The sequence below is a fragment of the Ruegeria sp. BE10 genome, from assembly GCF_056538905.1.
Window position 1 is genome coordinate 230932 of sequence record NZ_JBQFTX010000007.1, and the last position, 15339, is coordinate 246270.

Annotated in this window: 13 protein-coding genes; 5 read left to right on the forward strand and 8 right to left on the reverse strand. The window is 58.0% G+C overall.

Features of this window, described 5'->3' with window-relative positions:
• Positions 1 to 4: 4 nt before the first annotated feature.
• From ACR0M2_RS16270 to ACR0M2_RS16285, 4 genes are all read right to left on the reverse strand, one after another.
• A complete protein-coding gene (locus tag ACR0M2_RS16270) occupies positions 5 to 2353 on the reverse strand; it encodes a fatty acid cis/trans isomerase (protein WP_480706050.1) in 2349 nt (782 codons plus the stop codon).
• Between the two features lie 69 nt (positions 2354 to 2422).
• On the reverse strand, positions 2423 to 3502 hold the full coding sequence (locus ACR0M2_RS16275) for a PLP-dependent cysteine synthase family protein (protein WP_170376994.1): 1080 nt from the start codon (positions 3500 to 3502) through the stop codon (positions 2423 to 2425).
• A 79-nt stretch (positions 3503 to 3581) separates the two neighbouring features.
• Entirely contained in the window at positions 3582 to 5639 is a 2058-nt protein-coding gene (locus ACR0M2_RS16280) for an FAD-binding oxidoreductase (protein WP_480706052.1), read from the reverse strand.
• A gap of 64 nt (positions 5640 to 5703) precedes the next feature.
• A complete protein-coding gene (locus ACR0M2_RS16285) occupies positions 5704 to 6327 on the reverse strand; it encodes a glutathione S-transferase family protein (RefSeq protein ID WP_480706054.1) in 624 nt (207 codons plus the stop codon).
• 126 nt (positions 6328 to 6453) lie between these two features.
• Between ACR0M2_RS16285 and ACR0M2_RS16290 the strand changes: the two genes are divergently transcribed.
• The 5 genes from ACR0M2_RS16290 (at position 6454) to ACR0M2_RS16310 (ending at position 10138) form a co-directional block, all read left to right on the forward strand.
• Complete coding sequence (locus tag ACR0M2_RS16290; RefSeq protein WP_480706056.1) at positions 6454 to 7341, forward strand: LysR family transcriptional regulator; 888 nt, start codon at positions 6454 to 6456, stop codon at positions 7339 to 7341.
• A gap of 120 nt (positions 7342 to 7461) precedes the next feature.
• Positions 7462 to 8082 carry a glutathione S-transferase family protein gene (locus tag ACR0M2_RS16295; protein WP_480706058.1) on the forward strand — a complete coding sequence of 207 codons (621 nt, stop codon included), beginning with the start codon at positions 7462 to 7464 and terminating at the stop codon, positions 8080 to 8082.
• A 38-nt stretch (positions 8083 to 8120) separates the two neighbouring features.
• On the forward strand, positions 8121 to 8789 hold the full coding sequence (locus ACR0M2_RS16300) for a cupin domain-containing protein (RefSeq protein WP_170376984.1): 669 nt from the start codon (positions 8121 to 8123) through the stop codon (positions 8787 to 8789).
• 116 nt (positions 8790 to 8905) lie between these two features.
• Entirely contained in the window at positions 8906 to 9469 is a 564-nt protein-coding gene (locus ACR0M2_RS16305; RefSeq protein ID WP_480706060.1) for a TetR/AcrR family transcriptional regulator, read from the forward strand.
• A 162-nt stretch (positions 9470 to 9631) separates the two neighbouring features.
• Positions 9632 to 10138, forward strand: coding sequence for a hypothetical protein (locus ACR0M2_RS16310; protein WP_254438764.1), 507 nt, complete (start codon positions 9632 to 9634; stop codon positions 10136 to 10138).
• 59 nt (positions 10139 to 10197) lie between these two features.
• Here ACR0M2_RS16310 and ACR0M2_RS16315 read toward each other — a convergent pair whose 3' ends face one another.
• From ACR0M2_RS16315 to ACR0M2_RS16330, 4 genes are all read right to left on the reverse strand, one after another.
• Entirely contained in the window at positions 10198 to 11715 is a 1518-nt protein-coding gene (locus tag ACR0M2_RS16315) for an ABC transporter permease (protein ID WP_170349964.1), read from the reverse strand.
• A 10-nt stretch (positions 11716 to 11725) separates the two neighbouring features.
• Positions 11726 to 12775, reverse strand: coding sequence for a quaternary amine ABC transporter ATP-binding protein (locus ACR0M2_RS16320; protein ID WP_170349965.1), 1050 nt, complete (start codon positions 12773 to 12775; stop codon positions 11726 to 11728).
• A 63-nt stretch (positions 12776 to 12838) separates the two neighbouring features.
• On the reverse strand, positions 12839 to 13807 hold the full coding sequence (locus ACR0M2_RS16325; RefSeq protein WP_170349966.1) for an ABC transporter substrate-binding protein: 969 nt from the start codon (positions 13805 to 13807) through the stop codon (positions 12839 to 12841).
• A 35-nt stretch (positions 13808 to 13842) separates the two neighbouring features.
• Positions 13843 to 15339 (reverse strand): glycine cleavage T C-terminal barrel domain-containing protein (locus ACR0M2_RS16330; RefSeq protein ID WP_480706063.1); only part of this gene is annotated, 1497 nt, incomplete at its 5' end.

The window sequence follows — 15339 nt, forward strand, 5'->3', positions numbered from 1 at the left end:
AAGTTTAGGTCGGATCATCCCCTGCCTTGGGGTCTTTGTACCTGTTCAGGTCAAACACCCCTGCCTGTATTGGCTTCTGATCCAGGAACATCTCGTAAATCCGATCGCTGAGCGCCCAGAATTCGGGGCTTGTCCGGCGCACGCCGTATTCTGCCACCAGGGCCATGTAATCGCTTTGCGATCTGACGGATTTCAACGCGGTTATGAAGGGGGCCACCTGGTTCTGCCGGACATGGAAATAAAAGTTCGGATAACTGCCGATCAGACCCGGAAGAATTGTCACCTTGTCCTCGGCCGGGAGTCGGCGCGCCTTTTCTTCAAACAGAAAGGCGACGTTGGAATGCGCCTTGTCATGGGCCAGGGTGAACAACTCTGCCGCGCCGCCATCTTGCTCGACCACAAGAACGGACAGGTCGGGCAGATATTTCACCCAATCTCCGGTCTGATCCGCCAGATCGCGCAGCAAAATGCCTGACTGATCCGAGGGGCAATCACCGTCCACACATCGGTTGATCGGGTCGGTGGTGGGCCACAGGCCGTTGCCACGTTCCAGCAAGGTCAAGAGGAACTCTTGCTTAGGAGTGGTGGTTGCAAAGGTGATGCCGGTGGGGAAATGTACATCAACGTGGCGACGGTGCCAATAGGTAAGCCATTCGGCCAACACGCCCTGATACCAGCCTTGATGCATCTGCGACCTGACATCCCGTGGCATGAAAAACAGGAACGTATCCTCACTCTCCATCCGCAGCTCGTTCATATAAAGCCGCGTGGTCAGCTGATGCTCGACCCGGCCGAAAACATCATAGCCCGCGACAAGGTCATAGTAGATACGTTCGAACACCGGGAAATCCAGAACCCACGCGGTTTCGGGAATGCCGCCGTGAAATCCGGTCATGGCCGAGGCGTTGTCGAAGTGACGGAACACGGTGATCAGAGCGTTGGGGTTAGAGCCGTCGCCGTCCCAGATCGAGCCATAGTCAAACCCGGTTTCGTATACCGGGGCCTTCTTGTACCGTGCGTCCCGAAACTCGAGATACCGAACCTGGTTCTTGTGCGAAAACCCCGGCAACGCGCCCAATGCACTGGCGTCGGCCTCTGACACGGGCAACTCCAGATAGATGGCCCCGTCTTGCAGAAAGCTGGGGTCGGTAACTGACAAATCCGCTTCCGGGTCAAGGAAGCTGACCCAGAACCGGTCTTCGATCACATCAACTGCGGTCGCTCCGTGACAGACAGGGCCGCGTATGAAGCTGCGGACAAAAAACAGCGCATCATCCAACAGGAACTGATAGCGGCTTTTGGCGGGCATCTGCATATAGGTGCTGAATGGATTGCCGCCCTCGGCATCGCCATAGGGGGGTAGCTCAGTGAGTGTCCAATCGGGATCCAAAAACAATTGTTGATAACGCGCCATGCGATCTGGTCCCATCGAATAGACCAGATGTTCCTTGTGTACGATCGTTTCGGTGACCTGCTGCAAACGATAGTAGAACGCACCCGCCCCCGGATCATCGAATGGCCGCCGCGTGGCAATAATGTCTATGGCGTCACCCGGCGCTGTGGTCGAGCGGACAAGTTGGAAGAACCGCCGCGCATCGTCGCCCTGAAAATGGAGGCGGGCCAGAAACAGGTGTTCGTACAGATACCGGCTCATCAACTGGCTGCGCATGTCGTTTGAGTTCAGGAATGCCTCCCACTGCGTGATCTGGTCCTGAATTACTGCGGGAATGTCGGACGCAACAGACGGCAGTGCCGCGCCACTGCGCGCCCAGGTCATGAGGGCCTGAAATTCGGCATCCGCCAACGGTGCAGTGCCATAGGGCATGCCGGCAAGCGCATGATCGCGGCTGAACTGATCAAATTCACTGGATGTCGGACAGACCAGAGGGCGATCCAGCGCCAGACCAAGCTCGCTCGGAAGTGGCGCGTTAATCGGCATCGGATTCTGTCGCCCCAGTTCAAGATACCGTTCCAGCAGGCCCGGAGCTTCGGCATCATTTGGATCACGGGTTACCGTGTGAAATCCCAGCGCCCGCCATTCGGGGACCGTTTGCGCATCAATCCCCAGCCGCGTGGGCTGGGCATCGGTTAAACGCTCGGTATGATAAACGGCCTGTTTGCTTGCCCCGCGCTGAACGCCTGCGGGCGAGGTGAGCTTCAACTGACAGGGTGCGTCATAGCAGCTGTGGCAGACGACACAGCGACGGTCCATGATCGATTTCACATCAGCCAAGCTTTGATCCTGCGCAGCGGGGCTGGTCGTTCCCTGGGCCCGGGCATCCAGGGTAAAAAGACCAATGCTGACCACAGTCATCGCGATTGCGATTTTCAGCAGCAATAGACGTTTTCGCATCTGCGCTCCCCCGTAACTTGCCGATATCATTGCAGTTACAGGGGGTATTAGGCAAGAATCGCTTGATCGTCAGCCGGTGTGATATCCGGGTGTCGAGCGTGAGATCGCAGTCTCTTCTTCTGTCATCTCAACCGGGAACCCGTCGAACAGGGGTGTACTCAGATACCGCTCACCCGTGTCAGGCAGCATGCACAGGACCGACGCGCCGGGCTCGGCCTGTTCAGCAATCTGCATTGCGACGGCAAAGGTCGCGCCGCCGGATATGCCGGTTAGGATACCCTCTTGGCTGGCCAACTTCTGCGCCCATTCAACCCCTGTCGGACCAGCCACCGGGATCAGCTCATCAAAATAGCGGTTGTCGATGGATTCCTGCAAAACTGCGGGAATAAAGTCCGGCGTCCAGCCCTGAATGACATGTGGCTCGAACGCGGGGTGGCTTGAAACTGGATCGCTGTCCTTACCACGCTCAGTCGCGACGCCGCTGCCCACCAACTGCGCGTTGGCCGGTTCGGTCAGGATAATTTTGGTCTCAGGACTCTCAGCGCGCAAAACCCGCGACACTCCGGTGACCGTGCCGCCGGTGCCATAGCCTGTCACGAAATAGTCCAACCTGTCGCCATTGAAGTCACCCAGTATTTCCCGCGCGGTTGTTGCGGCGTGGATCTCAGCATTGGCCTGAGTTTCGAACTGACGCGCCAGAAACCAGCCGTGTTCCTCGGCCAGTTCGACTGCCTTGCGGTACATGCCAAAGCCTTTTTCCGCCTTTGGCGTCAGAACAACCTTTGCACCCAGCATACGCATCAAGCGACGACGTTCAGTCGAGAAGCTTTCGGCCATGGTCACAACCAGCGGATAACCCTTTTGCGCGCAGACCATCGCAAGGCCGATGCCTGTATTACCACTGGTGGCCTCGACAACCGTCTGGCCAGGTTTCAGGGCACCGCTGCGTTCTGCGGCTTCGATGATATTGACGGCAAGACGATCCTTGACCGATCCGGCGGGGTTGAACGCCTCGAATTTAACGAACAGGTTGACGGCTTCGGGTCCCAGATTGTTGATGCGGATCGTCGGGGTGTTTCCGATCGTGTCGAGTACACTGTCAAATATCCGGCCATTGCCCGATGTGGTTCTGAGTTTGGCATCAGTCATTGGGTTTCCTTACATGGTCGCGCGTTTCATCAGACCTGTTTACCCGGCGCTTACGACAATGTCCCGAAAACCTTTCACCTCAGATATCCAGCACAACCGTGTCCGACCCCTTGGCGGGCACGGCACAACAGATCAGCACCTCGTCTTCTGAATGTTCAGCTGATGGTTCGGTGCGATAGGCAACTTGACCGGCAATCTTGCGGGTTAGACAGCTGCCGCATGATCCTGAACGGCAGGAAAAGGTTGGTGTCAATCCCTGCGCCTCGGCCACCTCCAGTAAGGTCGGGTCGCCTTGCGCCCATTGCACCTTTTGATTGCTGGCTTTGAATTCCACACTGGCTGCTTCAGCCTCAGGCTCGGGCTGGAACGCGACGGCGTTCTCGTCGACGCGCCGCGCCAATGCGGCAGGGCCAAAGGCTTCGGCATAAATACGGTCATCCCGCACGCCGAGACCGCGCAGCATGTCATAGATCGCTTGCATGAAAGGGGCAGGGCCACAAAGAAAGAAGTCGTAGTCATCCAGAGGCAGCGTATCTTGGATCAGTTCGGGCGTGATGTAGCCTTTGGCGTCAAAATCCACCCCCACGCGGGTGCCTTCTTCGGGCTGTGAAACAACCGAGACATAACGGATCTTTCCGCCGCCCTCGGCCGCAGCCTGTTGCAGGTCACTGTGAAAAGCCCGCTGTCCCACGGTTTGCGCGGCGTGAAAAATGGTCAGGTTGCGCGTGTGGCGGGTTCGCGCGCCTTCGTGCATCACGTGGCGGGTCATCGACATCATCGGTGTGATACCGACCCCGCCCGCAAACAGCACAGCAGGCCTTGTTTCAGACGCATCCAGAAAGAACTGACCTTTCGGGGCTTTGACCTCGACCAGATCACCGACCGACAGTGTTTCGTGCAAATGGTTAGATACAACGCCACCCAGTTCGCGCTTGACGGAAATCCGATACCCGGCATCGCCGGGTGCTGAGGATACCGTGTAGGTCCGCGTTACCGGCGCCGTGCCATCGGGGCTAGTGCGAAGTGTCAGAAACTGACCTGCTTCAAACGGCAACAGAGGCAGGTCATCCGTGGCCTCGAAGGTGAAGGAACGGATCACGTCGCTTTCATCCTGTACAGCAGCCACCCGCAGGGTTCGCCACTGACGGCGCAGTGCTTCGGCTTCTTGCCGGGCCTCGGCAGTTTGCCAGTCATCCGCCATCAGACTGTTGGGCGAAAACTCCAGAAATTCAGCTCGGAAAGGCAACGCGTCATGAAGGCGTAGGCCGTGATCCAGATGAAACCACCAACCCCGGCTTGCACCATGGAAGCCCGCGATATCGGGATGGTCTTCTGACAGCACCTCAACCGTCCCAGTCAGCATCAGCACATCGCCGGTCTGATAATCCGGAAATACTAGGCCCGCCCTCGGATTTACGAGGAAGTTGCCCAGCGTGTTGAAGAAATTATTGCCTGCAAAATCAGGAACCAACAGGCTGTTGCCCTCAACCCGCACAAACCCCGACCGCCCGCCCCGATGTGAAACGTCAACGCCCGTATGGTCGGGGGTGTTGGCGTGGCTGGCGACATAAAACGAATTGGCCGTCGCGATCATGTCCCGGGCTCTTGGGTCCAGCTCAAGTAGCCGATCGACAGAGCGGGCGACGTTGGCGTCCGGCTCGCGGACAAAGGTAACATCATGGGCCTGGATGTACTGCGGACAATTCCCGAAAGACTGCACCACATCCAGAGAGAAACCGCCATTTTCGATCCGCCCAACGGTGGCATTCATACGGTTGCGGCGCCGCGTGGAAAGTTCGACCCCGACGACACCGATGGGCGCGCCAGGCTTCAGCGCCGTTCGCACCGGGTCGTCTGGCAGAGGCTGAACATTAATATCAAGCCGACGGTCATGCGGTGAATGGATAAACCCCGGCCGCCCCGAGATCATCGACGCCCAGGGCCAACCATCAAGATCAACGCTGCCCACTACAAGAAAAGGCAGCTTGCCAAAGAACTCTCGATGCTGATCGGGCATGTAGGGGCGGATGTAGTTCCGGCCAACAGCCTCCATCTTTTCCCGTTTGCCGATGCGGGATTGCATATCCCGTTCACCTGCGTGGAAAGGCGATGTATCTGATGCGGTCGGGGCGTTCATGGCAGACCTCATATGTCAGGGACGGGTTGACCAGCCACAAATGCGCAGCTGGCCAAGGGGTGGATCAGGCCGCGTTCAGACCAACCGCGGTGCAAGGCATCGGGACAAAGCCGTCCAGCGCCTCGACATTGGCCAGAAGGCGGCGCACGTTTGCGTAAGGTTCAAGCGAAACGTCACCTTCAGGCGCATGCGCGGTGTAGCTGTAGATGGCGACATCCGCGATTGTTGGGGCATCCCCAACCAGCCACTCGCGGCCTTCAAGATGCGCATCCAGCTTGGCAAGAACCTTTGCCGCGGTGGCGTGGGTAAAGTCCTTGTTCAAGGGCGCATTGAAAACATTGATCAAACGCGCAGCGGCAGGGCCAAAGGCGATCTCACCAGCTGCGAGGGTCAGAAACTTCTGCACTTCGGCCTCATGCACTGGGTCCGCAGGCAGATAGGACGGTGCATATTTGCGCGCCAGATAGACCAGAATGGCGTTGCTGTCAGTGACGACCACGTCACCATCTTCAAGCACCGGTACCTGCCCCGCGGGGTTCATCGCCAAAAACGGCTCGCGCTTATGCTCACCACCAGCCAGGTCCACATCGATGACGTCATGATTAATACCGGCAATGCTGGCAAACAGGACGGCACGATGGGCATGGCCGGACAAGGGGAAACTGTGAATTCGGATTGCGTTGGACATTTGAAAGCTCTTTCTCTGATTGAAGGGGTTCGGCTGAGGGTCAGCATCTACGCGCCAAACTTAGATTGCTTTATCAGAGGCGATAATATACGCATTCAGAGAATTACTATGAACACAGTGTAGACAATGGACACGATCCAAGGCATGCGCACCTTTGCGGCGGTAGCGGCGCATTCTTCGTTTACCGAAGGCGCAAAACAGATCGGCATCAGCACCAAGCTGGCCAGCAAATATGTCGGTCAGCTTGAGGACCGCCTGAACGCGCAATTGTTCAACCGCACCACCCGCAGCGTCACCCTGACCGATACCGGACGGTCCTATTACGAGCGTTGCCTTTCACTGCTGGACCAGTTTGATGAATTGGAAGGGCTGGTCCAGAAACGCCAGACCGAATTGGCGGGGCGTATACGGATCACCGCGCCAACCGGGTTTGGCTCGGCCGAACTGATACATCTGCTGAAACCGTTCCAAACCGAACATCCGAAAGTCACGATCGAATTGCACCTGTCTGACCATCACGTCTCGATGGTCGAAGAAGGGTATGACCTTGCCATTCGCTTTGGCGCACTGAAGGATTCCAACCTTGTGGCGCGCAAGCTGACGGACATGCGTATTGTCTGCTGTGTGTCGCCCGAATATCTGGCGCAACATGGGACGCCGCAAGAGCCCGCCGCCTTATCCACCCACAACTGTCTACTACAGACCACCGGCAACATGATCGACAATTGGGCTTTCAAGGGATCGGACGGCGAATACATAGTTTCTGTATCCGGAAACTTTCGCGCAAATTCCCCTCGTGCTGTGGCGCATATGGCAGCGGACGGGCTGGGGATTGGCCGGATTCCCTTGTACACGGCACAGCCCTTTTTGGACACGGGCCGTCTGCAATTGCTGTTTGAAGCACAAGAGGCAATATCGCTGGGACTCTACGCAGCCTATCCGCAAAACCGCCACCTGACCGCTCGGATTCGAGCGTTAATCGACTTTCTTGTGAAACAGTTACGCGGGGCTTAGAGCCTCAACGCCTTCGAATATTTCTAACCGCAAGATGTGGGGGCTGAATCATGGTTGCAAAATTATCTACCTTCTGATAGGTAGGTTCTCATTGATAATACTTCCAAAGGAATCGCACCTATGAAAATCCATGATATCGAAGGGTTTCCAAACCCAGCCCGCATCCGCATCGCCTTGGCTGAAAAGGGCGCATCTGACAAAGTTGAGTTCATTCCGGTGGACGTGATGGGCGGTGAGCACCGCACCCCTGAATTCAAAGCTAAAAACCCTGACGCCGCAGTTCCCTGCCTGGAACTGCCCGATGGCACACATATCGCGCAGTGCAACGCGATCACCGAATATATTGATGCGACATTCGACGGCCCATCGTTGACTGGGGAAACAGCCAAGGAACGCGCACAAATCTCGATGATGAACCTGCGGGCGGAAAACGGTCTGCTGAACGCGGTCGGCACATATTTCCACCACGCCACCCCCGGCCTTGGACCGGATCTTGAAACCTATCAATGTGCTGAATGGGGCTTGAAACAGAAAGAGGTGGCCGGGCAAACCATGGCTTATCTGGATTCAGTTCTGGCCGAGAATGAATATCTTGCTGGCGACACTTTCTCGGTGGCAGACATCACGGCCTTCGCCGGATTGGCCTTTGCCGACTTCGCCAAGGTCGACATCCCGGAAAACCTGACCCATCTAAAGGCATGGCGTGCAAAAATGGCGGCGCGCCCGTCCATCGCGGCCTGAACCAGCCCCTGCCACTGAAGTCGAAAGGAATACTATCAATGGAACTCAACTCGGATTTCTCGTCCCGCGTCGTCGTTCACTCTGATCAACTTGAGTGGCAGGCCTCACCCATGAAAGGTGTGGATCGGCGCATGCTGGACCGGATCGGCGGCGAAGTCGCCCGCGCCACCACCATCGTGCGGTACGCGCCGGGCAGCAAGTTTTCGGCTCATACTCACACTGGCGGTGAAGAGTTCATCGTACTCGATGGTGTATTTCAGGACGAACACGGTGACTTCCCCGCAGGAACTTATGTGCGCAATCCTCCAACCTCGGCGCATACGCCCGGATCGGAACCCGGTTGCACTATCTTCGTCAAGCTATGGCAGTTCGATCTGGACGACCGCACCCAGTTCCGCAAGACCATGGCGGATGAACTGGCCGCCCCGGTAAATGGCGTGTCAACCGCCACGCTGCACAAGGATGACCGTGAGATCGTCACCTACAGTCATCTTGATCCGGGCGCGGTTCTCAACTCTGACGCCGCTGGCGGCATCGAACTTTTGGTCATTGACGGGTCCATCACCACCGGCGGTGATGACCTGACCAAAGATGGCTGGTTGCGCCTGCCCGAAGGCCAGGCCCTTTCAGCCACCGCGGGTTCCCATGGCGCAAAAGTCTGGATGAAAACCGGGCATTTGCCTTTTGCCAAGGCTCCGGCGGTCTAGCACGTGAAACGCGATCCCTCTGGCATTTTAGGGGCCGGGCCGGTACTGCTTTGAGGGTGTCAAAGGCAGGGGGAAAACCGCTGCCTTTGAATAGCTCGGAAAGGGATTGAACACAGATGGCGACCGATACCAAAACCGCCTTGCTGGATGTTGCCGAACATGCCGCCCGCGCGCGCGGGTTCGATGGGTTCAGCTATGCCGATCTGGCTGATGCGGTGGGTATTCGCAAGGCTTCGATCCATTATCACTTTCCCACCAAGGCCGCCCTGTCGGCCGCTTTGATGGATCGCTACCACTCGACCTTTGAGGCCGAATGCCGCAAAGCCGAGGTCGCCCATGACACCGCGTCGCAACGATTGCTGGCCTTGATCGGGCTGTACCGAAATGCACTCAACGATGGCAAAACCCTGTGCCTGTGCGTTTCGCTGATCAGCAGCCTTGAAAGCCTTTCAGACGAGGTGATTGAAAAGATCAAAGCCTTCCGCACCATGGTGATCAAGCAGATCGAAGCGATCTTTGAACTGGGCCTGCATGACAAGTCAATCACAGGCGTGACAAATCCAGCGGCCGAGGCCCGCGCCACCCTGGCCGTACTTGAGGGGGCGCTTTTGACCGCCCGCGCCGAACAGGATGTACAGGCCTTTGATGCGGTCGTGGACGTTTTGAAATCCCGCTGCTGATGCGAGCCGCACGCCGCGGATAGCTGGCCATCCCCACAGGTTTGTTTCAAAATTCTTCGCTTTGTCACCTGTGCGTGAAAGCTCTTTCAATTCGTTGAATTCAGCCGCCGGTTCACAATTTTAAAGGCACAAAGCAACGCAACCGGCATGAAAGGTCATCCCATGGCGATGTCAGAAACTGCGCATTCTTCGACGGGTCTGTTCCCACGATTCAACATCCCGCTTTTGGGTATGATGTTCATTTCAGGTTTCTTCGCGTCCAATGCGTTTGACCTGTGGGGGCAGCTGATCAGCCCGTCATTGGGGTTTGCCAGTTTGTCTCCGCACGGGCTTGCGCGCAGCCTGCTCGGAACACTGGGCCTGCCCAATGGCGATTTCGCCGGGTATTTCGTTCACTTCTATCTGGTTGGCCTGATCGGTTATCCGATTGGCTGGCTCTACGTCTTCAACCCGGTTTGGACGACCCTGTTCAAAGGCCGCCACATCTTTGTGGGATCAGCAGTCTACGGTTTTGGGCTTTGGGTATTTGCCATTGGCGGTATCACGACCATCGCCGGTTTGCCGTTCTTCTTGAATTTCACCGGTATCACATGGGTCGCGCTAGTCGGGCATGTGATCTATGGCATCGTGCTGGTCTGGGCCATTCGCCTGATCGAACGCTGGTCGTAACCGGGATGCGTTGGCCGGGGGCAGCCCCCGGCCAGACAGCTTTGAATCGCGGTAGATCTCTACTTCTTACCGGCCACGATCCGATCCAGGATCAGCGCACAGAACAGGATTGCCAGCCCGGCCAGAATACCCTGTCCTGCCGCCGCATACTGTAACGCTTCCAGCACGTCCTCACCCAGACCCTTGGCGCCAATCAGTGAGGCAACAACCACCATAGCCAGCGACATCAGAATGGTCTGATTGACGCCTGCCATGATGGTCTTATGAGCCAGCGGCAGATCCACTCGCCACAGCAGGTACCGCGGCGTGGCCCCAAAGGCGAGCGCAGCCTCGCGCACCGTTTCCGGCACCTGCTGCAAACCCAGAACGGTGAAGCGGATCACCGGGGGACTACCGAAAATCATCGTGGCCACGACGCCTGCTGGTTTGCCTGACCCGATGAAAGCCACCACGGGAATCAGGTAGACAAAGGATGGCATCGACTGCATGAAATCCAGAATGGGCCGCACGATGGCAAAGGCACGTGGGCGGCGGGCGCAATAAATACCCAGCGGGATGCCCAGCGTGATCGAAATCAACGCCGCTGCACCCAGCAAGGCAATCGTGGTCATCGCCTTTTCCCAGAAATCCAAAAGCCCAAGATAGGCCAGCGCCGCGCCGGTAAAGATTGCCACGCGCGCACCGGCGGACAGGTAGGCCAGCATGATGATCACCAGAGCCACCACCGGCCAGGGCGTATCAACAAGCACCACCTCAATCCAGTCCAGCAGGGTGCGCATGCCATAGGTCAGGCCGTCAAAGAAGCCGCGCCCGGCAGTCTTGGTCCATTCAAAAACCGCCTGCACCCCGTCGCCCACATTCAGCCGCCAGTCGCGATTGGTCGGGAAGGTCTTCAGCACCGCCAAAGCGTCAGGCTGCGCAAATTTGATCATCGACAGCACAACGACAATGCCCGTCAATGCCGCGGCCACAACCATCCGGGGGGTCGACCAGCCATTTGCGACACTTGTGTCCGAGCGCCAGCGCGCAAACTGACCCTCAAGCGTCCAGTTGGCCAGCGACGCTGCCAGAAACTTAACCGCCAGCAACAGCACAATTCCAACCATCAGATAAGCGACACCGGTGGAATCCGCACTGCGCGCGGCCTCTTGGGCCCCGACCAACGCGCCCTCAAGCGATTCCGCCGCACGTTTCAACGACTCCAACGTGGCGGAGCCAGATTGTTCGGCAGCGGCAATCTGTTGGCGGCGCAGTTCCAGCGTCTGTTCGATCTGGGCTGCGCGTTCACGGAACTCGCGACCAAGGTCACCGAACAGCCCCAGCCCGATCTGGATATAGGCCAGTGTTTCCAGCACCAGAAAGCCCAGAAACCACGACCACAACCCACGCGCGCCAAACCAGATCGGCCCCAGGATTGCTGCGGCCTTGTTCAGCGTGAACCGATAACCGGGCGCCTGCATCATATAGGCAAAGGTTTTTTGGTAGTATTCCTGCCCCTGCCCCACGAAATCGGCGATCAGCCCGTTCAGCCGATCAGCGGTTTCCGGTTGGATCTGTTGCACATCAACATGTTTCATATCGGTCCCCTTATGCCTGGCTGTCCTGAATGGCGCGGATCAGACCCGCGCGGTTGATCACCCCGACCGTGTTGCCATCCTGCGTGACCGCGACGACACCGTGGCCGTCGACGCAAAGGTTCATCAGATCGGACAAATCCATCTCGGGATGCGCTTCCTTTGCATCCTCCGGCACCTCGCCATGATGGGCCTCGAATTCGTCCACCGGTTTCATCACCGAATGGGCGAAGATCATGTTGAGCTTGGATATACCGGCAACGAAATCGGCAACATAGTCGTCGGCGGGGTTGAGGATAATCTCTTCCGGCGTACCAATCTGCACGATACGCCCGTCTTTCATAATCGCGATGCGGTGGCCGATGCGAATGGCCTCGTCCAGATCGTGGGTGATAAACATCGTCGTTTTATTCAGCTTGTGGCTGAGGTCCATGAACTGATCTTGCAACTGCTTGCGGATCAGCGGATCGAGGGCCGAGAATGGCTCATCCATCAACAGGATTTCCGGATCGGCTGCAATGGCGCGGGCAAGGCCCACGCGCTGCTGCATGCCACCCGAAAGCTCATGGGCGTATTTGTCTTCCCATCCGTTCAGTTCGACCAGCTCCAACACCCGGTCCGCCTCTTCCCAGCGGCGGGCTTTGCCGGTGCCACGTATTTCTAACGGCATCGCCACGTTGTCACGCACGGTGCGGTGCGGCATCAGGCCGAAGTTTTGGAACACCATGGCAACACGCCGGTTGCGTAAATCGCGCAATCCTTCGTCATTCAGGCCCATCACGTCATCGCCATCCAGATAGATATGACCGTCCGTTGGCTCGAGCAGTCGGTTTACATGGCGCACGAGGGTCGATTTGCCGGAACCAGACAGGCCCATGACACAGAACAGCTCCCCACGCTCAATTTCGAAACTGGCATCGGCCACGCCAACAACGCAGTTGAAGCGGTCCAGCACTTCGGCCTTGCTCAGCCCTTCGCTGTGGATGGCTTTCAAAGCCTCCTGCGAACGCGCGCCGAATACTTTCCACACGCCTTTTGCGTCAATTGCGATATCCGCTGTCATACTGACCCCACCGCTGTTGAGAGTGTTACAGGGCGCCCCCGAAACACCGGGGGCGCGACGGCTTTAGTTTGTTTTCAGACCAAGCCAACCATCGACGGTATCACCATTCCCGGCGATCCATTCGGCCACGACCTCGTCAATCTCGCGGCCCTTGACCACGACCTCGTAGGTCAATCCGCTAAGCTGGGCTGCGTCCATGTCGATATTGGCCAGAAAAGAGGCAGCCGCCGGATTGCGCTGTTCCAAAGACTTGGAATGCGCCACGGTCACGGTTTTAACCGGCTCGCCGGTGCTGACATGGGATTTGTTGTACCAGTCGGCATCCTGATCCGGCTGCACCATCTTATAGGTGGCCGCGTCATGCTCGGGCTCTTCCAGAATGGTTACGTCATAGAGGGCATGCACATAGTGCGGCGCATAGCAGTAAAACGCGGCCCCTTTCTGCTGGTCGATCTGATCCTTAAGACGCGAATAAAACACGGTTTCGTCTTCGGTGGTGGGTGTCAGGAAGGTTTCGATGCCGTAGTCCCGTACCCGCACCTTGAACGTGTTGGTCGACGCCCAGCCGGACGCGCCGACCCAGACCTCGCCCAGCCCGTCACCGTCTGAATCGAACAGCTCCTGCGCCATTGGGGTGGCCAGATCGTAGATGGATTTGATGTTGTGATCTTCGACCATGTAGTTCGGCACGCAAATCCCGGCGCGGCCTTCGTAGCTGCCCGAAGACAGTCCAACCGTGCCCTTCTGATCAACGTACTCATCTGTGAACGAAGACTGGTTCGGCAACCAGACGTCCGGGTGTACGTCGATATCGCCGCGCCCGCCATCCATGGCGGCAAAGATCACCGCGTTGGCTCCAGGAGCATATCCGACTTCGCCGCCCAAACGGGTTTCGATGACCTGACCGATTACCCGGCTCATGATTTTGGCACCGGGCCAGCTGGGTTCACCCACCATGACCTTCTCCTGCGCCATTGCCGTTGTTGCGCCCAAGATCATGGTCAAGGTTGCCGTGAATGTTAGTTTCCTCATATGTCTTCTCCCGTTGCGTTGAGTTGCATGCGCCATCAAGCGCGCGCCCGCTTGCGTTGCGGGTCTATGAATGGAATGTCCGAGACGGTGACACACAGGCGCTTCATCCGCCCATCAAGCTGTCCGACCTCAAGTTCGGTGCCATTTTCTGCGTGTTCGACCGACAGCCGCGCCATCGCGATGGCGTGTTCCAACATCGGTGAGCGGGTGGCCGAAGTGACCACACCCACCTGCCGCTCACCTGCAAAGACAGGGGCCCCGTGGGCGGGTACATCATCGCAGCCAATCAGAAGCCCCTTGAGTACCCGGCGCGGTTCGCGCGCATTGCGTTCCAGCGCAGCCTTGCCGGTAAAGTCGGATTTGGTCAGGTCGACGGCAAAACCCAACCCCGCTTCGAACGCATCGACACCCGGCGCGAATTCGGCGTTGGCGGCGGCCAGACCGGCCTCGATCCGGATAACGTCCAGCGCGGCCGAACCCATTGGCGTGATCCCGAATTCCTCACCCGCTTCCATCACCGCGTCCCAGATTGCGACTGCATCGGATTTGGAGCAGAAGACCTCATACCCCAGTTCTCCGGTATAGCCTGAGCGCGACAGCATGAACGGTGCGCCCTCGCGATCGCGCAGACGGGCGACGGTGACGCCAAACCATTTCAGGTGATCCAGCCCGGGCACATGAGGTTGCGTAAAGGCGATCTTGCGCAACAGGTCGCGCGATTTCGGACCCTGGATTGCCAGGTTCGGCATCGCACCGCGCAATGCATGCACGCGCACTTGCAATCCGTGTTCATCCGCCAGCGTCTGCAACACGCGCCCGCTTTCTTCCGAGCCACAGCACCAGCGAAAAATCTCGGGCGCAAGGCGGAATAACGTACCGTCATCAATGACGGCCCCGCTTTCGTCACACATCAAAGTGTAAGACCCACGCCACACCGGCAACTTGGCCACGTTTCGCGTGGTCGCCAGCTGCAACAACGCCTCGGCATCCGGGCCGATAATGTCGAATTTGCGCAGCCCGCTCATATCCTGAACCGTCACCGCCTGACGGCAGGCCCAATATTCTCCCAGCGTGCCATGGGCGGGATAGCTGACCGGCGCCCACAGATCGCGTGCCGGCGCGAAATGCTGGGTCAGCGGAGCGAGCCGGTCGTGAAACGCGGATTCCTGACTGATCGACATCGGGGCATCTTCCTTTTCGCGATAGGCCACCGCGCGGCGGATCGGTGTTTCGGGGCGATAGATGCGCACATGCACATCTGTCGGATTCCAACCATTAATCGGATCAATGTCATCCGGGCAGGCGGTCGAGACACAGACCAGATCCTCGATCGCGCGCATCGCGACATAGTCCCCAGGACGAGAATGGGATTCTTCGGTCTGGATGTGATGGGTCGCCGGATCGATCCATGTGTTCCAAAAGAAATTGATGGCCGGCCAGGCCGCACGCCGTGCGACGCCATACGGGGCCAAGGCATTCGACATGTTGTCGGAACAATTCAGATGACCGGGAAACCCCCGCTCCTCATACCC

Excerpts from the sequence above, each read along its gene's own strand:
- ACR0M2_RS16315 (WP_170349964.1), bottom strand. The coding sequence starts at position 11,715 with ATGAAACATGTTGATGTGCAACAGATCCAACCGGAAACCGCTGATCGG.
- ACR0M2_RS16310 (WP_254438764.1), top strand. The coding sequence starts at position 9,632 with ATGGCGATGTCAGAAACTGCGCATTCTTCGACGGGTCTGTTCCCACGA.
- ACR0M2_RS16300 (WP_170376984.1), top strand. The coding sequence starts at position 8,121 with ATGGAACTCAACTCGGATTTCTCGTCCCGCGTCGTCGTTCACTCTGAT.
- ACR0M2_RS16270 (WP_480706050.1), bottom strand. The coding sequence starts at position 2,353 with ATGCGAAAACGTCTATTGCTGCTGAAAATCGCAATCGCGATGACTGTG.
- ACR0M2_RS16325 (WP_170349966.1), bottom strand. The coding sequence starts at position 13,807 with ATGAGGAAACTAACATTCACGGCAACCTTGACCATGATCTTGGGCGCA.
- ACR0M2_RS16290 (WP_480706056.1), top strand. The coding sequence starts at position 6,454 with ATGGACACGATCCAAGGCATGCGCACCTTTGCGGCGGTAGCGGCGCAT.
- ACR0M2_RS16285 (WP_480706054.1), bottom strand. The coding sequence starts at position 6,327 with ATGTCCAACGCAATCCGAATTCACAGTTTCCCCTTGTCCGGCCATGCC.
- ACR0M2_RS16280 (WP_480706052.1), bottom strand. The coding sequence starts at position 5,639 with ATGAACGCCCCGACCGCATCAGATACATCGCCTTTCCACGCAGGTGAA.
- ACR0M2_RS16275 (WP_170376994.1), bottom strand. The coding sequence starts at position 3,502 with ATGACTGATGCCAAACTCAGAACCACATCGGGCAATGGCCGGATATTT.
- ACR0M2_RS16320 (WP_170349965.1), bottom strand. The coding sequence starts at position 12,775 with ATGACAGCGGATATCGCAATTGACGCAAAAGGCGTGTGGAAAGTATTC.
- ACR0M2_RS16305 (WP_480706060.1), top strand. The coding sequence starts at position 8,906 with ATGGCGACCGATACCAAAACCGCCTTGCTGGATGTTGCCGAACATGCC.
- ACR0M2_RS16295 (WP_480706058.1), top strand. The coding sequence starts at position 7,462 with ATGAAAATCCATGATATCGAAGGGTTTCCAAACCCAGCCCGCATCCGC.